Here is a 20,991-nt window from a genome sequence, read left to right on the forward strand (position 1 = left end):
CGAATGCAACTTCGCCGATCTGCCTGCTCTGATAGGTGAACCAAGGAGATGCTTGCAACGGCCACCCGCCCAATGAGGGAAAGTTGTCAAGGTGATGTATCAATTTTGCAACAGCGCCGGGTTGCGCCGAAAAGCCTAGGCAGCCTAGATTTCAGCGACTGGGGAAGGGGTGAAACTAATGCGCAATTGCTTGATCGTCGCCGGCTCGATCGCAACGATCATCGGGGTCGCTGCAGTAGCCAAGCCCTTGCCCGAAGCCGGTACCCCGGCGCAGGTCCAGGCGCTTCTCGCATGCCGCTCCATCGCAGATTCGAGCCAGCGGCTCGCCTGCTATGACAGGACGGCCCAGAGTTTCGCCGAGGCCGTGGGCAAGAAGGAGGTGGTGGTGATCGACAAGGCGCGGGCCAGTGCCGCGCGCCGCTCGCTCTTCGGGTTCACCGTTCCCAATCTCGGCGCTCTGTTCGGCGGCGGCGGAGACGAGATCAGCCAGATCGAGGGAACGGTCCAGAACGTCATCGAGAATGGCGACGGGACCCTCGTCATCACGCTTGCCGATGGATCGACCTGGAGCCAGATCGACGACACCCCGGTGGCACTGCCGCCGCGGCGCGGAGACAAGATCGTGATCAAGCGCGGCGCTCTAGGCGCCTATTTCGTGAAGGTCGGATCGCAGCCCGGCTACAAGGCCAAGCGCGTCGGCTAGCGTCGCTTGGCCTGCTCGGCCTTGAGACTGGCCTTGGCATCGACATAGGGCTCCTGCCGCTCGACGCTCCAATATTTGAGTTCGTGGAGCGGAATGCGCGCGCCCGTAACAGCGCACACGACATGGTCGCCATCGCTCAGCAGGCGAAAGGTCCCCGGAAGATAATGGACGCGGGCAGCCTTGCCGCTTCCGTGCATCAACATGCTGTTCAATCCTCTGCCGGGTCGAACAGGCCCGGCTGGGGAGGGATGTAGGGTTTGCGGCGCCTGGGCTCAACCGGCTTCGGCCCATGCCCCTCCACCGATGCATCGACCTTGCCGTCACCAAAGTGCAGCGTCAGATGGCCCGCCTCACGCGCGGCGCGCGCGTGGGTAAGAGTAGCTCCATCGCGGTTGGTGACGCGGACGTAGCCTTTCGACAGTGGCCGTTCCGGATGGACAAGCTCCGCCATCTTCCAGGCAGCGCTCAGCCTTTCCGACAGGCGCGCGATGCGCTGGTCGATGAGTTCTGAACGGAGCCGGCCCGCGACGAGGTTGAGATCGGCGCGGGCGCTTCCCGCGCGGGCGCCGAGCGAGCGCGGAAGCCGCTCCTTCAGTTCGTCGAGCCGCTGCACCACGGGCGCAAAAATGGCCTCGGGCTCGGGCCAGCGGCAGACGGTGAGTTCGAATCGCTCCCGGGTGCGCTCGATTCGCCGCGACAGGCACTGGCGGGAGCGGTGCTCGAGCTCGCTGAGTTGCGCAAAGAGTTCGGAGCGCACCGGGACCGCGATCTCTGCGGCTGCAGTGGGCGTCGGCGCGCGAAAGTCGGCGGCATGGTCGATGAGCGTCGTATCCGTCTCGTGGCCCACAGCCGAGATCAGGGGGATCGGGCTCTCAGCTGCCGCGCGCACCACTTCTTCCTCGTTGAATGGCCAGAGATCCTCGATCGAGCCCCCGCCCCTGGCAACGATGAGGAGATCGGGCCTGGGCTCGAGCAAAGGGAATGCGCGGATGGCCGCAGCAATTCGTGAAGCTGCCCCCTCCCCCTGGACCGGGACCGGCCAAAGGATAACGCGCGTCGGGCAGCGGTCCTCGAGCCGGTGGAGGATGTCCCTGATCACCGCGCCGGTAGGCGAGGTGACGACGCCGATGACGCGCGGCAGGAACGGAAGCCTGCGCTTCCTGCCCGCATCAAAGAGGCCCTCGGCTGCAAGCGCCTTTCGCCTCTTCTCGAGCAACGCGAGAAGGGCGCCCTCGCCTGCAAGCTCCATCCTGTCGACGGCGATCTGGTACTTGGACCGGCCGGGATAGGTCGTGAGCTTCCCGGTCGCGATCACTTCGGCCCCGTCCTCGGGCCTGAAAGCGAGCGCGGACGCGCTGCTGCGCCAGATCACTGCATCGATGCAGGCATTCTCGTCCTTCAGCGTGAAGTAGCAGTGTCCCGAGGCGTGCCGCTTGAACCCGCTGATCTCGCCGCGCACGCGGACCTGGCCGAAGGCATTCTCGATGGTGCGCTTGAGCGCGCCCGAAAGCTCGCTGACACTGAGCGGCGGCGAATTGTCGCCGGGTGCGACGTTCGCTAACAGGCCGGCACGCGTATCGTCAGGGAGATCCATGAATATTCTGCTCTTGGGGTCGGGCGGCCGCGAGGATGCGCTTGCCTGGCGCCTTAGGCAATCGCCGAGCTGCGACAAGCTTATCGCCGCTCCGGGCAATCCCGGGGTCGCGCGCTGGGCCGAGTGCGTGCCTGTCGATCCGGTCGATGGAAAGGCCGTGGTCAACCTCGCGAAGCAGGAAGGCATCGATCTCGTGGTCGTCGGACCCGAGGCTCCACTCGTCGCTGGCGTCGGCGATGCGCTTCGCAATGCCGGCATCAGAGTCTTCGGCCCGAATGCGGCTGCTGCCCAACTCGAAGGATCGAAGGGCTTCACCAAGGATCTCTGCCGTGCAAACGGGATCCCGACCGCCGACTATGTGCGGGTGACGACAGCCTCCGACGCCCGCACGCAGATCGGGCGTTTTGGTCTCCCCGTCGTCATCAAGGCGGACGGTCTTGCAGCGGGAAAAGGCGTGACGGTCGCCTCGTCGCTCGAGGAAGCGCTTGAGGCGATCGATGCCGCAGGCGATGGTCCGATGGTCATCGAGGAATTCCTTGCAGGGGAAGAAGCCAGCCTCTTTGCACTGGTCGATGGCGAAACGGCCGTGCCCCTCGCCTCTGCCCAGGATCACAAGCGCGTCGGCGAGGGAGACACCGGCCCCAATACCGGCGGCATGGGTGCCTACGCCCCTGCCCCGGTCCTGACGCCGCAACTGCAGGCGCGGGCGATGGACGAAATCATCCGCCCGACGGCACGCGCGCTTGCGGCTGCGGGAACGCCGTTCAGCGGCGTGCTTTATGCGGGGCTGATGCTCACGCCCCAGGGTCCCAAGCTCATTGAATATAACGTCCGCTTCGGCGATCCCGAATGCGAGGCGATCATGCCGCTCGTCGAGGGCGACTTCGCCATGCTTCTCGATGCTGTCGCCAGCGGCGAACTGGACGCTGTCCCTCGGCCCGAGCTTTCTGGCAAGCACTCGGTCACGATCATTCTTGCCGCGAGGGGCTACCCCGGCACTCCCGCAAGCGGCGGTCTCATTCGGGAGATCGAGGCAGCCGAGCAGGTGGACGGGGTGACCGTCTTCCATGCAGGTACGGCATTGAGCGGCGAGGAGCTTGTTGCAAAGGGCGGCAGGGTGCTTGCAGTCACGGCCGTCGCCGACAGCTTTGGCAATGCGCGGGCCCGGGCGTACCGAGCCGTCGACCAGATCGATTTCGCCGATGGCTTCCACCGGCGTGACATCGGCTGGCGCGAGCTTGCACGAGAAGGCGCATGAACACGTTCTGGAACTATTTCTGGCCCTGCTTTGCAGCCGGGATCGTGGCGGGCGTGATCGCAGGAGTGATCGCGTTCCATCGGGGAGCGCGCCGTAAGCGGGTGCTTGCAATCGGAGTTATTGCCTCGCTCGCCCTTGCAGCCCTCTGGCATGGACCCATCGGGGGTGCCGACCGTCTCGAACGCAGGGTGGACCGCAACGTCAAGGAGGTCCTCGCTTATTACGAGATGCCCCAGGTCACCGGACATCTGCACCGCGGTCCTCTCAGCCGCCGGCTCGTGCTTTCGGGTCCAGCGGACGATTTTCAACGCAGCGAGCTCGTGCGTCTCCTGAACCAGCTTCCGGGCGTACGCGAAACCGTGTGGAACAGTGACGGCGGAGGCCTGCCCCTCATCGTCGAGGGTCTGGGCGTTGCCCTGCTGGGCTTTCTTTTCGGGCTGCTGCTCGCCTATCTGATCGAGCTTCACCGTCGCTACAACGCACAATGGAACTGGTAACTAGATGGATCTGATCCGCGAATATTGGTGGGTAATCGTCGCCCTCCTCGTGTTGGTGCTGGCTCTCATCCTGCTGCGGCCCAAGCAGCGGGTGCAGCTCACCGACAGCGCGCCGGTGCGCCCGCACATGGCCCAGCAGAAGCGCCCGCCCGAGGGACGCGGCCTCGCCGGCGAAGCGGCGGCCGCGGCCAGCGACGTCGCCGGGGACATCATCGGCGCGCCGGTGCACCGCGAGCTCGACGGCGACAAGGAACCGCATGATGACCTCTCCCGGCTGAAGGGCGTCGGGCCAAAGTTCGCCGAGGCGCTCCGCGGCATCGGCTTCTACCGCTACGACCAGATCGCCGGTCTCAGCCCAAACGAGATCGAACGGATCGACGAACAGCTCGGGGCCTTCCGCGGGCGCCTCACCCGGGACCGGATCGCCGAGCAGGCGGAATATCTCGCCCGGGGCGACACGGACGGTTTCGAGCAGAGGTTCGGCAAGCTCTAGCCGACTGCTTCTGCCTCGCTTGAAGCGGGCCTGCGCCGCGGACGCCAGGCGATCAGCTTGTCGATCTTGCGGCCGTCCATGTCGACGATCTCGAACGACCAGCCGTCGTGCCGGAACTTCTCGCCGGTTTCCGGCAAGTGCTTGAGAACCGACAGGGCAAAGCCCGCCACCGTCGAATAGTCCCGGTCGTGGGGGAGGTTCACTCCGAGGCGGTCCGTAAGCATATCGGCGTTGGCAGCCCCCGACACGAGGAAGCTCCCGTCGTCCCGCTCGACCAGCGGAGGCTCTTCCCCTTGCTCGACGTCGTGGGCGAAGGTTCCGGCGAGCGCTGCAAGAATGCTGCCCGGAGTGACGATGCCGTCGAGATGCCCATATTCGTCGTGAACCAGCGCGAGCGGCACATCCGCGTTCCTCAGAACCGCAAGCGCATCCATTGCGTCCATGAGATCGGGAATGACGGGCGCCTTCAGGCAAAGCTGCTTGAGGTCGATCCGGCGGCCCTGGAGCAATGCGGCCATCACGTCACGGGTCTGGATGACGCCGACGATATTTTCGACCGCGCCGTCGGCAACGGGGATGCGGCTGTGCGGAGTTTCGAGAAGCGTCTGTCCGATCTCGGCAGGTTCGGCGGCAACGTCGATCCAGTCGATCTCGGTCCGGGGCGTCATTACTTCGCGGACGGGACGATCAGCGAGCCTCACGATCCCGGAGATCATCGCGCGCTCCTCCTCCTCGAGAACGCCGGCCGTCTGGGCCTCGGCGACGACGAGGTGGAGCTCTTCGGCAGTCACCTGATTTCGCGATTCGCGGTCGAAACCGAAAATCTTGAAGATCAGCACGCTCGACCGGTCGAGCACCCAGACGAAGGGCGCGACGATCTTCGAGAGCACGAGCATCGGCCGCGACATGACGACCGCGATCGGCTCGGGCGATCGAAGCGCGATCTGCTTGGGGACGATCTCGCCGACCACCAGCGAAACATAGGTGGTAAGAACGATCACGATACCAAAGCCGACGGTGTGCGCGGTCTTGTCCGACATGCCCAGCAGCTCGAGCCGCTCGGCCACGGGTCCGCCAAGGCTCGCACCTGAAAAGGCGCCCGCGAATATGGCGATGAGCGTGATGCCGCTCTGCACGGTCGAGAGAAAGCGGCCCGGATCGGAAGCAAGCTCGATTGCGCACTGCGCCCCGCGGCTGCCGCTCTTGGCCAAGGCCTTCAGCCGCGCGTCGCGCGAGGAGACGATCGCAAGCTCGCTCATCGCAAGGACGCCGTTCAATGCAACCAGGGCAAGGATGAGGAGGACGTCGAGCCAGGGTATGGGGGATAAATGGTCGCTCATGGGCGGCGATTGAGAATGTAACCTTCCCTTGTGGTAATTCACAAGCTCCCGCTCGATTCGAGATGGGGAACATCCGATACGCGCGCCGGTTTCATCGGCAGTTCAAAGGGGAGCCTATCTCGCATGAAGATCAGCCGCAGCTTCAGCAAGTTCGTCGTCGGTTGCTCGCTCGCGGTCCTTGCCGGCTGTCAGACGGCGCCGCCGCCGATGGTCGTCCCGGCTGCGTTCAGGCCGCTTGGAGTTTCTGCACCCTATCTCATGGGTGACGTCATCGGCGGAGAGCGATCGCGGGCAGCAAAGATGCGTGCTGCGAAGATTCGTCCGCTCGGTCCTGGCGAAATCGGAGCCTACATGGCCGATCTCGATTCCGAACTGAGGCGCCAGACCGCCGGGATCGGCCTCGACGTGCTCCAGGTCGGTGGCGGCATCGTCGTTCGCATCCCGGCCACCTTCACCTTCGATGCCGGGAGCGCAGCAGTGAAGGCGACGACCGACGCTACGCTCCTCGAGATCGCCCGCACGGTAAAGACCAGGAACCGCACCTTCGTCGACGTGCTCGCGCACACGGACACGTCGGGCACGCCCGAGGGCAATAAAGCCCTCTCCGAGCGGCGTGCTGCAGCGGTCGCGGCCTATCTTTCAGGACATGGCGTGTCGAAGGCCCGCATAGCCTCGCGAGGAATGGGAGAAAGCGCGCCCCTCTACTTGCCTGAGCAGAACGAGACGCAGAAGGCCGCCAACCGCAGGATCGAGATTCGTCTCTTGCCCTATCGCGGCTAGCGCCGGTCGGCGAAAAATTCCCTGAGAAGGCTGGCGGCCTCGGCATCCCCGATGCCGCCAAGGACATCCGGGCGGTGATGGCAGGTCGGCTGGGAAAAGATGCGGGCGCCGTGGACGACTCCGCCGCCCTTGGGATCCTCGGCCCCGAATCGGAGAGCTTTCAGCCTCCCGACTGAAACGGCCGCAGCGCACATGGCGCAGGGTTCGAGCGTCACCCACAAGGTGCAGTCATCGAGCCGCGAGGTTCCAAGCCGGGCTGCTGCAGATCGGATTACCTGCATCTCTGCATGAGCCGTGGGATCGCTGCTCTGGCGCATGGAATTGCGGGCCTCGGCAATGATCGTCTCGCCAAGGGTGATGACCGCGCCCACGGGAACCTCGCCTTCAAGGGCCGCCTCGGCAGCAAGGTCGAGCGCGCGGCGCATCGGAGCTGGCAGCGGAAAGCCCATGCCCGGCGCGCTAGCGGAGCCGCCCGGGACTGTCACATGGCGTTGTTGGCAGCCGCCTGGTTCTGGGATCCATCCGGCTTTTGGACGACAAGGGTCGGCACCTTCACGGTGGCTGCCTTCGTTCCCACCTTGACCGATCCGGTCTCGACGTCGAACGCGGGCGGCTGGCCCCCCTTGGCGGTCACTCCATTTCGGGTGGCACTGACCTGAGGAACCTTGCCGGTGCGAATCTGGCTGATGTTCAAGAAACCCGTCGCAATCCCTGCGATGACAACGAGGATTGCAACGATCAGTATGAAGACGAGGACGCGCATCGACATATTCCCCTGAAATGTTCCAAGTCCGGTCCGGCCGCGCCAGGCGACGCTTGCCTAACGCAAATGTTGTTAAGCGGTTGCCCGGAGGCCAAGACCCCGCAACGTTGACGCCCGCGGCTCAAGCAGCTAACGGGCGGCGCTCTCGGGCCCATGGGGTCCGCACACGAAAATCAGGAAGAAGACCATGTCGCGGGTTTGCGAGCTGACCGGCAAGGGCCGGCAGGTGGGACACAATGTTTCCCACGCCAACAACAAGACGAAGCGCACGTTCCTGCCCAACCTGCAGAACGTCACGCTTATCTCGGATGCACTTGGTCAGAGCGTGAAGCTGCGCGTCTCGACCCATGGCCTGCGCTCGGTCGAACATGTCGGCGGCCTCGACAACTGGGTCCTCAAGACCAGCAGCGAGAAGCTCAGCCCCAAGGTTCGCAAGCTCAAGAAAGAGATTGCCAAGAAAGTGGCCGAGCAGCCGGCCGCCTGATCAGCCTAACCAGCTGACTTTTCACGGATTTTCCTGAACAAAGGCTGCAAGGCACGTTCAGGCTTCATACCGCGCGAATCGGGTATAACCACCTGTATTGGCGGGGTTTATCCCCTTTTCCCCGTCGGCCTGGACACAGGCGAACTTACCCTCGGGTCGCGTATCGAGGGTGGCCCCAGCGTGCATTGTTACGCTGGGGCCGACTTTTTTTGCTCAGTGCATGTCGAACAATTGGGCCAGCTGATCGACCATTGCTCCGGCGAGCTGGTCGGCATCCATGATGGTCACCGCGCGGGTATAATAGCGGGTCACGTCATGACCTATCCCGATCGCGATAAGCTCGACGCTCGACTTTTTCTCAATCCAGTCGATCACCTGCCTCAGATGCCGCTCGAGGTAGCTTCCGCCATTGGCTGAAGCGGTCGAATCGTCGACCGGCGCACCGTCCGAGATCACCATGAGGATGCGCCGTTCTTCGGCCCGGGCGATCAGCCGGTTGTGCGCCCATAACAGCGCCTCGCCGTCGATATTTTCCTTCAGGAGGCCTTCCCGCATCATGAGCCCGAGGCTGCGGCGAGAGCGCCTGTAGGGCTCGTCGGCACGCTTGTAGACGATGTGCCTGAGGTCGTTCAGCCGGCCGGGGTTGGGAGGCCGTCCCTGGGACAGCCACGCCTCACGGCTCTGGCCACCCTTCCAGCCGCGGGTAGTGAAACCGAGAATTTCGGTCGCGACGCCGCACCGCTCGAGCGTCCGCGCAAGAATGTCGCCGCATATCGCCGCAATCGCGATCGGGCGGCCCCGCATCGAACCCGAATTATCAATCAGGAGCGAGACGACGGTGTCCCTGAAGTCGGTCTCGCGCTCGATCTTGTAGGACAAAGAGTGGCCGGGGCTCACGACCACGCGTGCGAGCCTGCCGGCGTCGAGAAGCCCTTCTTCCTGGTCGAAATCCCAGCTTCGGGCCTGCTGTGCCATCAGCCGCCGCTGAAGGCGGTTGGCAAGCCGCGTAACGACGGTCTGGAGGCCCGCCATCTGCTGATCGAGGTAGGCCCGAAGGCGCCCGAGCTCTTCTTCGTCGCAAAGGTCGGCGGCCTCGACAATCTCATCGAAGCGGGTCGTGAACGCCTTGTAGTCCGTCTCCGGAGCAAGGTCCCAGTTGCGGCGGCCAGGCGAGGCAAAGACGCTTTCGCTGAAATCGTCGCCTGCTCCCGTCTCGTCCTCACCGGCCTCCATTTCCTCGCTCGACTCGCCGTCTGCGTTCTGGTCCTCGACCTCTTCGCCGCGCATTTCGACGTCCCCGCCGCCGGGCGTTCCCTCCTCGCCCTGTTCGGTCGACTCGTCGCTGCCGTCCTCTTCGCCTTCGGCGTCGTCGCCTGCTTCGTCCGGGTCGTCCTCCACCGGCTCTTCGGCCGAGGCGAGGTCGAGGTCCTCCAGCAGTCGCCGCGAAAGGCGGGCAAAGGCGTCCTGGTCATCAAGAGTGAGGGCCAGCGCATCGAGCTCGGCCCCTCCCTTTTCCTCGATCCAGGGCGCCACCAGTTTGAGACCTGGAAGCGCAGCTGCCGGCGGCGGTTCCCCCGTCAGCCGCTCCCGGGCAATCAATCCAAGGGCCGTTGGAAGGGGCACCTCCTCCGCGCTCCGGGCGCGAACGATTGCGTCTCCCCGGATCCGGGCTTCGGTCAGCTGGGCGAGGTTTCTCCTGATGCCGCCCATGGCGCGGGCCCCCAGCGCTTCGACGCGGGCCATCTCGAGCGCATCGAACACGGCGCGCGCATCGACGTCCATCGGCGCGACCCGGCCGTGGAGTCTCGGGTCATGGTAGCGAAGCCGCAGCGCCGCCGAATCGGCGGCGCCCCGCGCCTCGGCGACGAGTCCCGGTTCAAGCCCCGGGCCTGGCGATGGCACACGCGCGGTCTTGCCCGTGGCTGCCACATGGTCGGAGGCAAATACGACCTCGATCTCCGGATCTTTTGCAATCGCGCGCGAGGCCCCGGCAAGGGCACGGCGAAAATCATCGATTGGCGAGCGCTCCGGCATTCCTCAGTTTTCCAGTACACGGCGCCACGCGGCGGGCAAGAAGCAGCGCCTGTGTCGGTTAAACAGGATCCAAACACAAAGGGTTACTGAAACATTACTTTTGAATTGACTCCGGTTCAGCCTGCCTCCAGCCTCGAACATTCGTCCCTGCGGACCCAGTAACCGGCTCGTGGGAGCGAGAGTGTTCAGGGGAGAGTTGTATGTCACTTCCGTACAAAGGCGCGAGCCTCGTCGATGCGCCCTATTCGTTCGCGACGACCGAGCCAGTTCAGTTCAGCCTCGATCCCTATGTGGGCGGAACCTGGAAAGGAAAGCCGATCCTGCCGCTGACAGGAACGAACAGCGTCACCAGCCATATCGATACCGGTCTTTCGATCCACGCGAGCAACGGCGTCATCACCTACACGTTCCTCGACAAGGACCATCTCACCGGTCTCTACAACAACCCGAACGTCGGCTTCACTGCACAATATGGCCTCTCCGTGTTCACGCCGGAGCAGGAAACGGCTGCGCGAAATGCCATCCAGCTGTGGGACGACCTCATCCCGCAGACATTCAAGGAGACCAGCGGAATGGGGGCGGACATCATGTTCGCCAACTCGCTCGATCCTGCACAGGCCTATTCATATTATCCCGGCAAGCAGGGCTGGAAGTTCCAGAGCGACGTGTTCGTCAATGACCCGAGCGTCGACAATGTCACCAACAAGTGGTTCGACTTCGGCGGCTACGGCAACACCACCCTCATTCACGAGCTCGGACACACGCTTGGGCTAAGCCATCCGGGCGCCTACAATTTCGGTCCGGGCTTTAGCGCGACCTACGCGAATGGTGCGGAATATGCGCAGGACAGCATGCAGTACAGCATCATGTCCTACTGGAGCGGATCGAACACCGCGCAGATCACGCGCGACTGGCTGAGCCAGCAGGCCAATTATCCGCAGACCCCGATGCTGCACGACATCTACGTCATCCAGGAGAAGTATGGGGCGGACCCGACGACGCGTGCAACGGATACGACCTACGGCTTCAATTCGAACGCAGGCAATGCCGTCTACGATTTCTCGCACAACCCCTATCCCAACCTGTCGATCTACGATGCAGGCGGAACCGACACGATCGACCTCTCGGGCTTCACCGCGGGGCAGTTCCTCGATCTCCATCCGGGTTCGTTCAGCTCAGTGGGAGCCGCAGTGCCGAGCCTTGCGGACGTCAACGCAGCGCGGGCGGCACTCGGCCATGAGCTCGGCCTCACCCTTCAGCCCTATACGCAGACGACCCTCAATGCGGCGAAGTCTGCCTACCTCCCTGTCATTTCGAGCAACGTCGCCTTCGATACGGGGGTCACGGGTGTGGCCGCGACCGAGTTCAGCAATCTGTCGATCGCTTACAATACCATCATCGAGAACGGCATCGGCGGCTCCGCGAGGGACGTTCTTTGGGGCAATGACGTTGCCAACGTTCTGAAAGGCATGGGCGGCGACGATGTCATTCGCGGCTTTGGCGGCAACGACACGCTCTGGGGCGGCGATGGGAACGACACGTTCGTGTTCGACAAGGACGGGTCCACCGACACGATCGCGGATTTCCAGACGGGCCACGACAAGATCGACCTCAGCAACGTCGCCGGTGCGACCGCGAGCTGGGTAACTTATGACGCCGCGCATAACCGCGTTGCGATCGATACCGACCACAATGGCACGGCCGACATGTTCATCAACATTGCCGGGAGTGCGCCCGTCACGAGCGATTTTATCTTCCACGCCTGAAACAAGCGCGGGACGAACCGCAAAAATGAGGGGCGCCGGCCAGCCGGCGCCCCTTTTTTCTTCCCTGGACTACGCCTTTCCGACGACGCTCTCGGGCAGGTCCTCGCCGAACACTCGCTGGTAATATTCGGCGATGAGCGGTCGTTCGGATTCGTCGCACTTGTTGAGGAAACTCACGCGGAACGCATAGCCGACGTCGTTGAAGATGTGGGCGTTCTGGGCCCAGCTGATGACAGTCCTGGGACTCATCACCGTCGAAATGTCGCCGTTGATGAAGCCCTGGCGCGAGAGTTCGGCGACCTTGATCATCTTGTCGACGATCGCCTTGCCTCCGGGCTCGTCATATTCACCCGTTTTGGCAAGGACGATCTGGGCCTCGACGGAAGCGGGCAGGTAGTTGAGGGTCGTGACGATATTCCAGCGATCCATCTGGCCCTGATTGATCGCCTGGGTGCCATGATAGAGGCCGGTCGTATCCCCGAGGCCGACCGTGTTGGTTGTCGCGAAAAGACGGAACCAGGGGTTCGGGCGGATCACTCGGTTCTGGTCGAGCAAGGTGAGCTTGCCCTCGGCTTCCAGAACCCGCTGGATCACGAACATGACGTCGGGCCGACCGGCATCATATTCGTCGAATACGAGGGCGACCGGATGCTGGAGCGCCCAGGGAAGAAGTCCCTCGCGAAACTCGGTCACCTGCTGGCCATCGCGAAGCACGATCGCGTCCCGGCCGACGAGATCGATGCGGCTGATATGGGCATCGAGGTTGATCCGGATGAGCGGCCAGTTGAGGCGCGCCGCGACCTGTTCGATGTGCGTCGACTTGCCGGTGCCGTGATAGCCCTGGACCATCACCCGGCGATTCTTGGAGAAGCCGGCGCAGATCGCGAGCGTCGTGTTGGGATCGAAGACGTAGGTTGGGTCGAGATCGGGAACGCGCTCGTCGGCCTCGCTGAATGCGGGGACCTCCATGTCCGAGTCGACCCCGAACAGCTCGCGGACCTTGGCGATCTTGTCGGGCGACGCCATCAGCGTCTCGGCTCGGCTCTCGGGCTGCACGTTGGGAAGATCAGTCATGGAAGGTGCCTTAAGGGAAGGGCGCGCCGGCCTCAACGTTCAGCCAATTTTTGGCGGAAGCGGAAACAGGGTCGTGAAACGTTTCGCGAGCTTCAAGTCTCCCTCGATGCGGATCAGATCCAGACGGGCGCCGCCGTGGATCACCGCGGCAATTTCGCTGGGTGCACCGCTGAAAATGACATCGCAGCCCTTGAGATCGTTGGTGCGTTCGACCTCGAAATGGGTTTCAAGAAGCGTCGCGACGTAGCGCACATCGCCGAAGTTGAAGCCGATCCGGCTCCCACCAAGCCCCTTTGCGAGCGCGGGCGAAAAAAGGGTCTGCAGCGACATCATCACCGAGACATGGCTCATCTGTAGAGTCGGGTCGTGCGCCGGGCTTCGGGCCGCCCACCGCCCCAGTGAAGCGATGAGGGGAACGACCTCGAGGCCCCAGTCGGTCGCCTCGTAAACCTGGACCGAGGCAGGGGGAGGAAGCCTCGTCCTTCGAACCAGCCGCCGTGTTTCAAGCTCAGTGAGGCGCTGGGTGAGGACATTGGCGCTGATGCCGCGAAGGTCCTGCTTCAGCTCGGAAAACCGCCGCGGTCCGTAGGCGAGTTCGCGAAGGACGAGCATGGCCCAGCGTTCCCCCAGCAGTTCCATTGCATGGGCGAGGCCGCAGGCGTCTTCGTAGCGCCGCCTTTCTTCCGTCTGTCGCAATATAGTTATCTTTTCTAACTTCTCAGTTGCGATTTATAACTTCTCGGTGCAAAGGGCAAGCGAATCGAGTCGCAAAGGAAGGGGAAAGACAAATGTCGCGCATGATCTTCGTGAACTTGCCGGTGGAGAATCTTGAACGCTCCAGGGCCTTCTACGAGGCAATCGGATTTCGCTGCGAACCCAAGTTCAGCAACGAGGCAGCCGCAATGATGGTGATTTCCGAGACCATCTCCGTGATGCTGCTCACTCATCCCTTCTATGCAACGTTCACTCGCAAGCCGATTGCGGATGCGCACGCGAGCAGTCAGGTACTGCTGTGCATTTCCTGTGAGAGCCCTGAAGAGGTCGATCGTATTACCGAGGCAGCCGCTTCGGCGGGCGGGAACGCCGACGTCGCCCCGAAACAGGAGATGGGCGTGATGTACGGCCGCAGCTTCGAGGATCCCGACGGCCACGCCTGGGAGCCGATGTGGATGGACCCCGAGTTCGCCGAAAAAGGCGCACACCCGGTCGATGAGGCCACCGCCGCGTAACATTGCAACGATAGGAGGGCCGACATGCCGGTCGATCCCAATTCGGATATCGAGATCACCGCCTACCGGTGGGTGCCCAGGTTCGCGCAGGGGCTCGTTCGCGACCTTCGCCTACGCTGGGCGCTTGAGGAAATCGGCAAACCCTATCGCTTACGCCTTCTGGATGCGACGAGGCCGCGCCCGCAGGAATATTTCTGCGAACAGCCCTGGGGCCAAGTCCCCGTCTACAAGGACAATGAGGTCCACCTGTTCGAGAGCGGCGCAATCCTCATCCATCTTGGAATGCAGGACGAGCGGCTCCTGCCGGCCGACACGCAAGGAAAGATGCGCGGCATCGCCTGGGTGGTCGCTGCGCTGAACAGCATCGAGCCCGCCATCTTCCCGCTGTTGATGGTGAACGTTCTCAACAAGGGCGAGCCGTGGACCGACGAAGCACGTCCCAAGTTCATGAAGGTCCTCAACGGTAGGTTGAAGTGCGTTTCCGACGCGCTCGGCGAGAAGGAATGGCTCGAAGACCGCTTCACGATCGGCGACCTCATGCTGGTGACGGTCCTGCGAGAGCTGCGCGGCACAGAGGGCGTCGATGAATTTCCCAACCTCTCCGCGCTCGTCAAGCGCGGCGAAGCACGGCCCGCCTTCCAAAGGGCCCTGTCCGACCAGCTCGCGGTATTCCGCGAGCACGAACCGCAAGGAGAAGCAGCATGAGCTATGTCGACGGATTCATCCTTCCGCTGCCCAAGGGCAAGGAAGACGAATATCGCAAGGTCGCGGAAACCTTCGCGAAGAAGGCCGAAGCTCAGGGTGCCATCGGCAGCGTCGAATCGGTTGGCGATGGGCTTGAGCATGGCCACACGACCGATTTCTTCCGCGCAGTGCAGGCGACGAACGATGAAAATGTCGTCTTCTCCTTCATCCTGTGGCCCTCCAAGGAAGTACGCGACAGGGCCTGGGAGAAACTGATGGCCGATCCCGAAATGCAGCCCGGAGCGCAGCCCATGCCGTTCGATGGCAAGCGGATGTTCTGGGGCGGCTTCAAGCCGATCGTGAACACGCTGGAGAAGATCTCCGCCTGAAGCGGCAAACTCTCGAGGAGGGTAGAATCATGACTGACGTGCGCGACGAGGTGGCTGGTGCCGCCACGAACGATAACGGCCAGGCCAAAGGCGCGGGCTTCATCTGGTACGAGCTGATGACCCCGGACCCGGACGCCGCAAAGGCCTTTTACGACAAGGTCGTCGGCTGGAACATCGAGGCCAAGTCCAACTTCCCCAACGGCTATCGCATGATCGGAAGGAGCGACGGCAAGTTTGCCGGCGGCGTTCTTCCGCTGACGCCGGAGATGCAGCAGCACGGGGCCCGGCCGACGTGGCTTGGCTATGTTTACGTCGATGACGTCGATGCGAGGGTCGCCGCGATCGAGCAGGACGGCGGCAAGACATTCATGGGGCCCTTCGACATCCCCGACATCGGCCGCGTCGCGATGGTCGCAGACCCCGCACGCGCTCCCTTCTACGTGATGAAGCCGATCCCTCCGGAAGGCCAGCCGGAGGCACAGAGCGACGTCTTTTCCGTCGACGAGCCCCAGCACGTCCGCTGGAACGAGCTTTCGACGACCGATCCCGAAGGCGCGGTCAACTTCTACCGCCGCCATTTCGGCTGGGGTCAGGAAGGCGACATGGATATGGGCGAGATGGGCAAGTACCGTTTCATCCAGAACGGCCCCACGACCATCGGCGCGATCATGCCCAAGCCCCCGCAGCTGCCGGTCAGCCTCTGGACCTATTACGTCGGGGTCGACGACATCGACAGGGCTTCGGCAGCGATCACGGCCGGCGGCGGCCAGATCCTCCATGGCCCGATGGAGATCCCCGGTGGCGAATTCGCGATGAACGCAATGGACCCTCAGGGCACGCCGTTCGGCCTCGTCGGCCCGCGCAAGTGAAGGAAAGCACGATGCCCGACAGCAAGATGATCACCTGCCTCTGGTTCGACAAAGGCGAAGGCCGGAAAGCCGCGGAATTCTACGCCTCCACTTTCCCCGACAGCCACGCCGGACCCGCGCACGGCGCGGTATCGGACTATCCCGGCGGCAAGGAGGGGGAGGAGCTGACGGTCGAGTTCACGGTCCTCGGGCGACCGTTCGTGGCTCTCAACGGCGGCCCGAACTTCAAGCCCAACGAAGCCGTCAGCTTCATGGTCCTGACAGAAAACCAGGAAGAGACCGACCGCTACTGGAACGCCATCACCCAGAATGGCGGAGAAGAGAGCGCGTGCGGCTGGTGCAAGGACAAATGGGGCTTTTCCTGGCAGATCACTCCGAGGCAGCTTCTGGAGCTCACCAGCGCCGGCGGCGAACGAGGCAAGCGTGCCTTCGAGGCGATGATGACGATGCGCAAGATCGACATCGCAGCACTCGAACGCGCCGTCGAAGGGGTTCCTGCCGATGCGTAAGCTCACCGGGGCCGTCTTCCAGTCACTCGACGGCGTAATGCAGGCGCCGGGCGCACCCGAGGAAGACCGGTCCGGCGGATTTGATCTTGGCGGCTGGTCCTTTCACTTCTGGGACGGCAGCATGGAGCAACCGTTCGGGAAGGTGATCGAGGCCGAATATGACTTGCTGCTCGGCCGGCGAACCTATGACATCTTCGCCGCCTACTGGCCCTACAATCGAGACAACCCCATCGGTGAACGGTTCCAGCGCATCAACAAATATGTGCTTACCCATTCGGACGAGCCGCTGGAGTGGGATAACAGCAGCAGGCTTTCCGGCGATACGGCGGCGGCAGTCGAAGACCTTAAGAAGACCGAGGGACGCGACCTCCTCATCCAGGGAAGCAGCACTCTCTACCCGCCGCTCCTTTCTCAGGGACTGATCGACCGGCTGCTGGTCATGACCTTCCCGGTCCTCCTGGGTCGCGGAAAATCCATCTTCGATGGAACGCAGCGTCCTTCCAGAATGAAGGTGACGGACCATTTCGTGTCCGACAGCGGCGTTGCGTTCGTGACCTACGAACCTGCCGGCGAAGTCCCGATGGGCTCCTTCGAGACAAGGGAACCCAGCGAGGCCGAGCTTGAGCGCCGCGCGAAGGTCGAGGCAGGCGCCTGGTGAGCCTCCAGTTCTTCGGCCACCCCTTCTCGTCCTATACCCAGAAGGTCCTCATCGCACTGTGGGCCGACGAGACGCCGTTCGAGTACCGGATGATCGGTCCTGATCATCCGGACAATTTAAACGAGCTCAAGCGGCACTCGCCCTTCGGGCAGTTCCCGCTGCTGATCGACGAGGGTACGGCCGTGTTCGAATCGACGCCCATCATCGAACACCTCCAGGCCCATCATCCCGGACCGACCAAGTGGATCCCGGAAGGCGAAACCGGGCGCCGCGTGCGCTTCCTCGACCGCTTCTTCGACCTTCACGTGATGTACAACATGCAGTCCGTGGTCGCGGACGCGCTTCGGCCCGAAGGTTCGCGCGATCCTTATGGTGTCGCCCGCGCACGCGAACGGCTGAACACCGCCTATGACTGGCTCGAAACACAATTTGACGGTGAATGGGCGGCAGGAACCATGTTCACGCTCGCGGACTGCGCAGCAGCTCCCTCGCTTTTCTATGCCGACTGGGTCGAGCGGATCGGACCCGCCCGGCCGAAACTGGCGGCCTACAGAGCGCGGCTGCTTGCCCATCGGGTCGTTGCACGCGCTGTTGACGAGGGTCGGCCTTATCGCGCGTTCTTTCCGCTCGGGGCGCCTGACCGCGATTAAGCGAAGGCGGGCGCTTTTCGCAGCAACTGATAGGCGTCGATCACTTCCCTAAGCTTGGCTTCGTGGCTGCGGTCGCCGCCATTCTTGTCGGGGTGGTAGCGACGCACCAGCGCCGAATAGCGGCGCCGGAGGGCGTGCCGGTCCGCGTCCTCGCCGAGCCCCAGCACGGATAATGCCTGATGCTCGGGTCTGCTGAAGCGCGAGACCGGCGCCCCTGCGCGTTCGCGGATACTCCCGAAGCGCGCCGAAATTGCTTCCAGCGGATCCGAGAAGTCGCTCCACCTTGGCGGCGGATCGGCGCCATTGGCGGTGAAGCTCCGGCTCGGCCGTTCCCAGCCGCCGAGCGGATGCTGCGCCCGCGTGATCTCGTCGGTGCTCATCCCCTCGAAGTAATTGTACTTGGCATTGTGCTCGCGGACATGGTCGAGGCACAGAAAGCGCCAGCTCCCCGGCCCGTCGAAATTGGCCGGCTGAAGCGGTGCCTTGAATTCTCCTGGCGCTGCGCAGCCAGGCGCTGCGCACCTTGCCCTTGCGCCTTCGACACGCCCATGGAGCCTGGATTGCTTCGTCGCCATTGATCTCCTCTATATAAGAGCGATGAACGCCCAAGCCATCGGTCCGGTCGCCACTGAGATGCTCCGGCGCCTCAGCTCGGCCCTTTCGCCATCAAGTATCGAGCTCATCGACGACAGCGAGCAGCATCGCGGCCACGGCGGCTACAACCCGGCGGGAGAAAGCCACTTCACGCTTCGCATCGAGAGCGCTGCCTTTGCAGGCAAGAACCGGATCGAGCGCCAGCGGATGATTTATTCAGCGCTTGGCGACCTCATGGAGGCGCGGGTTCACGCGCTTTCGATCCGTGCCTGGGCACCTGGAGAATAGTCGACGCCTGACATGGAGATGGCGCAGACGAGACCTGGGGCTCTATAGGGCGCGCCACACCAGCAGGAGAGCCTACCGATGGCCACCCTCGAAACGGCGTTCGAACAGGTGATCACACCCGTCACCCACGACCTTGGCGATTTCAAGGTCAATCGCTCGCTGCCCGCGCGCGAGCGGACAATGGTCGGCCCCTTCATCTTCGTCGACGAGTTCGGACCGGCCCGCCTGCCTGCCGGGCGGGGCATGGACGTGCGGCCCCACCCCCATATCAACCTCGCGACCGTCACCTACCTCTTCGAAGGCGCGATCGAGCACCGCGACAGCATCGGCTCTCACCAAGTGATCGAACCTGGCGCCATCAACCTCATGACTGCGGGAAGCGGCATCGTGCATTCCGAGCGCTCGCCGCAGGCGTTGAGGCCGGAGGGCCCGAGCCTCTACGGCATGCAGACCTGGCTCGCGCTTCCGGACGGAAGGGAGGAGGTTGCCCCGGCATTCGACCATGTCCCGGCCGCCGGCCTGCCGCTGGTCGAAGAAACCAATGCCAGCGCCCGGGTTCTCATGGGAACGCTCTGGGGCAAAACCGCGGCGACACCGTGCCACTCGCCTACCCTCTATGCCGATATCTTGCTGGGCGCAGGCGGCGCGCTCCCGCTCGATGCGGAAGCGGACGAGCGGGCCGTCATGCTCGTGGGCGGAGCGGCCGAGCTCGACGGACTGAGGCTCGATCCTTTCGCGCTGTACGTCCTTCGCCCGGGCCACGAAGGGCGGCTCTCGAGCGCAACCGGCGGCCGGGTGATGCTGATGGGCGGCCAAGCCTTTCCGAACCGCCGCTACGTGTTCTGGAACTTCGTCTCTTCTTCGCGCGACCGCATCAACCAGGCCAAGGCCGACTGGAAGGCGCTCCGTTTCCCGCTGATCCCCGGCGACGACCAGGAATATATTCCGCTTCCCGAGATCCCCGTAACGGTCAGCTATCCGTGACCCGCTTCGAGCGGGTGCCGCTGGCTACCGGCGTTACGCTAAACGTCGCGCTCGCCGGTGACCCGGTGAACCCGGCGGTCGTTCTTCTGCACGGTTTTCCGGAGTCCCACCGCACCTGGCGCGAGATTTGGGGCAGGCTTGATGAGAGCTTCTTCCTGGTGATGCCCGATCAGCGCGGCTTTGCCGGATCCGACCTCCCACAGGATATCGAGGCCTATAAGACCGATACGCTCATCGACGACATCTTTGCGCTTGCCAAGGCGCTCTCGCTCGGGAGCTTTGCGCTGGTGGGCCATGACTGGGGCGGGGCGATTGCCTGGGGCGCGGCGCTGCGCGCAGATCCGCGCCTGACGCGCCTCGCGATCATCAACGCGCCGCACCCGGTGATTTTCCAGAAAAGCCTCATCGAAAGCCCCGCCCAGCGCGAGGCCTCGCAGTACATCACCGCCTTTAGGACGCCAGGTTTTGAACGGAGCGTCGAGGCGATGGGTTTCGACGCTTTCTTCGAGAAGACGTTCGCCCGCCACGTCGACATCTCGCTGATCCCTCGATCGGAGAAGCTGCAATATATCGCGGACTGGTCGCAGCCGGGCGCGTTCAACGCGATGCTCAACTGGTACCGTGCCTCGCGCCTGATCGTCCCGCCCATCGGGATGAACGTGCCGGACGCGCTGCTGCGCGCCTTTCCGAGCATCAAGGTGCCGACCCTCGTCATCTGGGGAATGAAGGACCCGGCCCTGCTTCCAATCCAGCTGGACGGGCTCGATGAGCTGGTCGACGACCTTGCAATTATAAGACTGCCGGATGCTGGCCACTTTGCGCCCTGGGAAGCCGGCGCCGAGGTAGCAGCGGCCCTCGAGCCCTTCCTTGCCGGCGAGCACCCGGCTAGTGCCACTCGCAAATGACCGAGGCCCGCTCCCTTTCGCGTTCAGCCGCACGGCTCGCCGCCGTCCAGGCGCTCTATCAGCAGGACATGGAGGGGACCCCAGTCACGCGTCTCCTTCACGAATTCCATGAGCATCGCCTCGGGGCGACCATCGAGGACGCGACCTACCATGACGCCGAGCGCGACTTTTTCGACGATGTCGTCACCGGCGCCGATGCGCGCCGGGACGAAATCGACACCATGATCAGCGCGCGGCTCGCCCAGGGCTGGACCCTCGAGCGGCTCGACCGCCCGATGCGGGCGATCCTGCGCGCGGGCGCCTATGAGCTGCTCGCTCGCCCGGACGTGCCCGTCGGATCGGTTATTTCCGAATATGTGGACGTCGCGCACGCCTTCTATGACAAGCGCGAGAGCGGCTTCGTCAACGGCCTTCTGGACGCGATCGCAAAGGAAACCCGCTCTTAA

At 63.6% G+C, this 20,991-nt stretch carries 27 protein-coding genes; 18 read left to right on the top strand and 9 right to left on the bottom strand.

Annotation, left to right across the window (positions count from 1 at the left end):
* Positions 1–178 precede the first annotated feature (178 nt).
* Positions 179–703, top strand: a complete 525-nt coding sequence (locus V8192_RS00310) for a hypothetical protein (RefSeq protein WP_341631066.1) — start codon at positions 179–181, stop codon at positions 701–703.
* On the opposite strand, the gene V8192_RS00315 is transcribed toward V8192_RS00310, so the two are convergent.
* On the bottom strand, positions 700–906 hold the full coding sequence (locus V8192_RS00315; RefSeq protein WP_341631067.1) for a DUF2093 domain-containing protein: 207 nt from the start codon (positions 904–906) through the stop codon (positions 700–702). The genes V8192_RS00310 and V8192_RS00315 overlap by 4 nt on opposite strands.
* A 5-nt stretch (positions 907–911) precedes the next feature.
* Positions 912–2,297, bottom strand: coding sequence for an exodeoxyribonuclease VII large subunit (gene xseA / locus V8192_RS00320; protein ID WP_341631068.1), 1,386 nt, complete (start codon positions 2,295–2,297; stop codon positions 912–914).
* On the opposite strand from xseA, the gene purD reads away from it, so the two are divergent.
* Genes purD through V8192_RS00335 form a run of 3 tightly spaced genes read left to right on the top strand, consistent with a single transcriptional unit; the run spans position 2,296 to position 4,545 of the window.
* On the top strand, positions 2,296–3,555 hold the full coding sequence (gene purD, locus V8192_RS00325) for a phosphoribosylamine--glycine ligase (RefSeq protein WP_341631069.1): 1,260 nt from the start codon (positions 2,296–2,298) through the stop codon (positions 3,553–3,555). The genes xseA and purD overlap by 2 nt on opposite strands.
* Entirely contained in the window at positions 3,552–4,052 is a 501-nt protein-coding gene (locus V8192_RS00330) for a hypothetical protein (RefSeq protein WP_341631070.1), read from the top strand. Before purD ends, V8192_RS00330 begins: the two co-directional genes overlap by 4 nt.
* A 4-nt stretch (positions 4,053–4,056) precedes the next feature.
* Complete coding sequence (locus V8192_RS00335) at positions 4,057–4,545, top strand: helix-hairpin-helix domain-containing protein (RefSeq protein ID WP_341631071.1); 489 nt, start codon at positions 4,057–4,059, stop codon at positions 4,543–4,545.
* On the opposite strand, the gene V8192_RS00340 is transcribed toward V8192_RS00335, so the two are convergent.
* Positions 4,542–5,885: a hemolysin family protein gene (locus V8192_RS00340; RefSeq protein ID WP_341631072.1), complete on the bottom strand. Its 1,344-nt coding sequence runs from the start codon at positions 5,883–5,885 to the stop codon at positions 4,542–4,544. The two genes, V8192_RS00335 and V8192_RS00340, sit on opposite strands and share 4 nt — an antisense overlap.
* A gap of 123 nt (positions 5,886–6,008) precedes the next feature.
* On the opposite strand from V8192_RS00340, the gene V8192_RS00345 reads away from it, so the two are divergent.
* Positions 6,009–6,665 (top strand): OmpA family protein, encoded by a 657-nt coding sequence (locus V8192_RS00345; protein ID WP_341631073.1) that lies wholly within the window; start codon positions 6,009–6,011, stop codon positions 6,663–6,665.
* Here V8192_RS00345 and V8192_RS00350 read toward each other — a convergent pair.
* Both V8192_RS00350 and V8192_RS00355 read right to left on the bottom strand, forming a co-directional pair.
* Positions 6,662–7,114, bottom strand: a complete 453-nt coding sequence (locus V8192_RS00350; RefSeq protein WP_341631074.1) for a nucleoside deaminase — start codon at positions 7,112–7,114, stop codon at positions 6,662–6,664. The genes V8192_RS00345 and V8192_RS00350 overlap by 4 nt on opposite strands.
* Before the next feature lie 32 nt (positions 7,115–7,146).
* The gene (locus V8192_RS00355; RefSeq protein WP_341631075.1) at positions 7,147–7,428 is read right to left on the bottom strand and encodes a hypothetical protein; all 282 of its coding nucleotides are present in this window, start codon (positions 7,426–7,428) and stop codon (positions 7,147–7,149) included.
* A 187-nt stretch (positions 7,429–7,615) separates the two neighbouring features.
* Between V8192_RS00355 and rpmB the strand changes: the two genes are divergently transcribed.
* Positions 7,616–7,912: a 50S ribosomal protein L28 gene (gene rpmB / locus V8192_RS00360; RefSeq protein WP_341631076.1), complete on the top strand. Its 297-nt coding sequence runs from the start codon at positions 7,616–7,618 to the stop codon at positions 7,910–7,912.
* A gap of 213 nt (positions 7,913–8,125) precedes the next feature.
* Here the strand turns inward: rpmB and cobT are convergent, their stop codons facing one another.
* A complete protein-coding gene (gene cobT, locus V8192_RS00365; protein ID WP_341631077.1) occupies positions 8,126–9,946 on the bottom strand; it encodes a cobaltochelatase subunit CobT in 1,821 nt (606 codons plus the stop codon).
* 200 nt (positions 9,947–10,146) lie between these two features.
* On the opposite strand from cobT, the gene V8192_RS00370 reads away from it, so the two are divergent.
* Positions 10,147–11,712, top strand: a complete 1,566-nt coding sequence (locus tag V8192_RS00370; RefSeq protein WP_341631078.1) for a M10 family metallopeptidase C-terminal domain-containing protein — start codon at positions 10,147–10,149, stop codon at positions 11,710–11,712.
* A 69-nt stretch (positions 11,713–11,781) separates the two neighbouring features.
* On the opposite strand, the gene cobS is transcribed toward V8192_RS00370, so the two are convergent.
* Positions 11,782–12,786 carry a cobaltochelatase subunit CobS gene (cobS, locus tag V8192_RS00375; RefSeq protein ID WP_341631079.1) on the bottom strand — a complete coding sequence of 335 codons (1,005 nt, stop codon included), beginning with the start codon at positions 12,784–12,786 and terminating at the stop codon, positions 11,782–11,784.
* A gap of 39 nt (positions 12,787–12,825) precedes the next feature.
* Positions 12,826–13,482 (bottom strand): winged helix-turn-helix transcriptional regulator, encoded by a 657-nt coding sequence (locus V8192_RS00380; RefSeq protein WP_341631080.1) that lies wholly within the window; start codon positions 13,480–13,482, stop codon positions 12,826–12,828.
* Between the two features lie 92 nt (positions 13,483–13,574).
* Between V8192_RS00380 and V8192_RS00385 the strand changes: the two genes are divergently transcribed.
* From V8192_RS00385 to V8192_RS00415, 7 genes are read left to right on the top strand one after another with little or no spacing between them, the layout of a single operon-like run.
* Entirely contained in the window at positions 13,575–14,015 is a 441-nt protein-coding gene (locus tag V8192_RS00385) for a VOC family protein (RefSeq protein WP_341631081.1), read from the top strand.
* Between the two features lie 24 nt (positions 14,016–14,039).
* The gene (locus V8192_RS00390) at positions 14,040–14,720 is read left to right on the top strand and encodes a glutathione S-transferase family protein (protein WP_341631082.1); all 681 of its coding nucleotides are present in this window, start codon (positions 14,040–14,042) and stop codon (positions 14,718–14,720) included.
* Positions 14,717–15,088: a DUF1428 domain-containing protein gene (locus tag V8192_RS00395; protein WP_341631083.1), complete on the top strand. Its 372-nt coding sequence runs from the start codon at positions 14,717–14,719 to the stop codon at positions 15,086–15,088. Before V8192_RS00390 ends, V8192_RS00395 begins: the two co-directional genes overlap by 4 nt.
* 29 nt (positions 15,089–15,117) lie before the next feature.
* Complete coding sequence (locus V8192_RS00400; protein WP_341631084.1) at positions 15,118–15,957, top strand: VOC family protein; 840 nt, start codon at positions 15,118–15,120, stop codon at positions 15,955–15,957.
* Positions 15,958–15,968: 11 nt separating this feature from the next.
* Positions 15,969–16,466 (top strand): VOC family protein, encoded by a 498-nt coding sequence (locus V8192_RS00405; protein ID WP_341631085.1) that lies wholly within the window; start codon positions 15,969–15,971, stop codon positions 16,464–16,466.
* Positions 16,459–17,124, top strand: coding sequence for a dihydrofolate reductase family protein (locus V8192_RS00410; RefSeq protein WP_341631086.1), 666 nt, complete (start codon positions 16,459–16,461; stop codon positions 17,122–17,124). Before V8192_RS00405 ends, V8192_RS00410 begins: the two co-directional genes overlap by 8 nt.
* Positions 17,121–17,774 (top strand): glutathione S-transferase family protein, encoded by a 654-nt coding sequence (locus V8192_RS00415; RefSeq protein WP_341631087.1) that lies wholly within the window; start codon positions 17,121–17,123, stop codon positions 17,772–17,774. The genes V8192_RS00410 and V8192_RS00415 overlap by 4 nt, the downstream gene beginning before the upstream one ends.
* Here the strand turns inward: V8192_RS00415 and V8192_RS00420 are convergent.
* Positions 17,771–18,349: a J domain-containing protein gene (locus V8192_RS00420; RefSeq protein ID WP_341631088.1), complete on the bottom strand. Its 579-nt coding sequence runs from the start codon at positions 18,347–18,349 to the stop codon at positions 17,771–17,773. The two genes, V8192_RS00415 and V8192_RS00420, sit on opposite strands and share 4 nt — an antisense overlap.
* 22 nt (positions 18,350–18,371) lie before the next feature.
* Between V8192_RS00420 and V8192_RS00425 the strand changes: the two genes are divergently transcribed.
* The 4 genes from V8192_RS00425 to nusB all read left to right on the top strand — a co-directional run bounded on the left by V8192_RS00425 (position 18,372) and on the right by nusB (position 20,991).
* Positions 18,372–18,656 (top strand): BolA family protein, encoded by a 285-nt coding sequence (locus V8192_RS00425; protein ID WP_341631089.1) that lies wholly within the window; start codon positions 18,372–18,374, stop codon positions 18,654–18,656.
* Between the two features lie 78 nt (positions 18,657–18,734).
* Positions 18,735–19,640 carry a pirin family protein gene (locus tag V8192_RS00430; RefSeq protein ID WP_341631090.1) on the top strand — a complete coding sequence of 302 codons (906 nt, stop codon included), beginning with the start codon at positions 18,735–18,737 and terminating at the stop codon, positions 19,638–19,640.
* Complete coding sequence (locus V8192_RS00435) at positions 19,637–20,545, top strand: alpha/beta fold hydrolase (RefSeq protein ID WP_341631091.1); 909 nt, start codon at positions 19,637–19,639, stop codon at positions 20,543–20,545. Before V8192_RS00430 ends, V8192_RS00435 begins: the two co-directional genes overlap by 4 nt.
* Positions 20,542–20,991, top strand: a complete 450-nt coding sequence (nusB, locus tag V8192_RS00440; RefSeq protein ID WP_341631092.1) for a transcription antitermination factor NusB — start codon at positions 20,542–20,544, stop codon at positions 20,989–20,991. The genes V8192_RS00435 and nusB overlap by 4 nt, the downstream gene beginning before the upstream one ends.

The organism is Sphingomonas agri (assembly GCF_038148795.1).
Classification (GTDB): Bacteria; Pseudomonadota; Alphaproteobacteria; order Sphingomonadales; family Sphingomonadaceae; genus Sphingomicrobium; species Sphingomicrobium agri.

Bases quoted from the DNA above. Each gene is read 5' to 3' on its own strand.
- V8192_RS00310 (WP_341631066.1), top strand. From the start codon at position 179: ATGCGCAATTGCTTGATCGTCGCCGGCTCGATCGCAACGATCATCGGG.
- V8192_RS00315 (WP_341631067.1), bottom strand. From the start codon at position 906: ATGTTGATGCACGGAAGCGGCAAGGCTGCCCGCGTCCATTATCTTCCG.
- purD (WP_341631069.1), top strand. From the start codon at position 2,296: ATGAATATTCTGCTCTTGGGGTCGGGCGGCCGCGAGGATGCGCTTGCC.
- xseA (WP_341631068.1), bottom strand. From the start codon at position 2,297: ATGGATCTCCCTGACGATACGCGTGCCGGCCTGTTAGCGAACGTCGCA.
- V8192_RS00330 (WP_341631070.1), top strand. From the start codon at position 3,552: ATGAACACGTTCTGGAACTATTTCTGGCCCTGCTTTGCAGCCGGGATC.
- V8192_RS00335 (WP_341631071.1), top strand. From the start codon at position 4,057: ATGGATCTGATCCGCGAATATTGGTGGGTAATCGTCGCCCTCCTCGTG.
- V8192_RS00340 (WP_341631072.1), bottom strand. From the start codon at position 5,885: ATGAGCGACCATTTATCCCCCATACCCTGGCTCGACGTCCTCCTCATC.
- V8192_RS00345 (WP_341631073.1), top strand. From the start codon at position 6,009: ATGAAGATCAGCCGCAGCTTCAGCAAGTTCGTCGTCGGTTGCTCGCTC.
- V8192_RS00350 (WP_341631074.1), bottom strand. From the start codon at position 7,114: ATGGGCTTTCCGCTGCCAGCTCCGATGCGCCGCGCGCTCGACCTTGCT.
- V8192_RS00355 (WP_341631075.1), bottom strand. From the start codon at position 7,428: ATGCGCGTCCTCGTCTTCATACTGATCGTTGCAATCCTCGTTGTCATC.
- rpmB (WP_341631076.1), top strand. From the start codon at position 7,616: ATGTCGCGGGTTTGCGAGCTGACCGGCAAGGGCCGGCAGGTGGGACAC.
- cobT (WP_341631077.1), bottom strand. From the start codon at position 9,946: ATGCCGGAGCGCTCGCCAATCGATGATTTTCGCCGTGCCCTTGCCGGG.
- V8192_RS00370 (WP_341631078.1), top strand. From the start codon at position 10,147: ATGTCACTTCCGTACAAAGGCGCGAGCCTCGTCGATGCGCCCTATTCG.
- cobS (WP_341631079.1), bottom strand. From the start codon at position 12,786: ATGACTGATCTTCCCAACGTGCAGCCCGAGAGCCGAGCCGAGACGCTG.
- V8192_RS00385 (WP_341631081.1), top strand. From the start codon at position 13,575: ATGTCGCGCATGATCTTCGTGAACTTGCCGGTGGAGAATCTTGAACGC.
- V8192_RS00390 (WP_341631082.1), top strand. From the start codon at position 14,040: ATGCCGGTCGATCCCAATTCGGATATCGAGATCACCGCCTACCGGTGG.
- V8192_RS00395 (WP_341631083.1), top strand. From the start codon at position 14,717: ATGAGCTATGTCGACGGATTCATCCTTCCGCTGCCCAAGGGCAAGGAA.
- V8192_RS00400 (WP_341631084.1), top strand. From the start codon at position 15,118: ATGACTGACGTGCGCGACGAGGTGGCTGGTGCCGCCACGAACGATAAC.
- V8192_RS00405 (WP_341631085.1), top strand. From the start codon at position 15,969: ATGCCCGACAGCAAGATGATCACCTGCCTCTGGTTCGACAAAGGCGAA.
- V8192_RS00410 (WP_341631086.1), top strand. From the start codon at position 16,459: ATGCGTAAGCTCACCGGGGCCGTCTTCCAGTCACTCGACGGCGTAATG.
- V8192_RS00420 (WP_341631088.1), bottom strand. From the start codon at position 18,349: ATGGCGACGAAGCAATCCAGGCTCCATGGGCGTGTCGAAGGCGCAAGG.
- V8192_RS00425 (WP_341631089.1), top strand. From the start codon at position 18,372: ATGAACGCCCAAGCCATCGGTCCGGTCGCCACTGAGATGCTCCGGCGC.
- V8192_RS00430 (WP_341631090.1), top strand. From the start codon at position 18,735: ATGGCCACCCTCGAAACGGCGTTCGAACAGGTGATCACACCCGTCACC.
- nusB (WP_341631092.1), top strand. From the start codon at position 20,542: ATGACCGAGGCCCGCTCCCTTTCGCGTTCAGCCGCACGGCTCGCCGCC.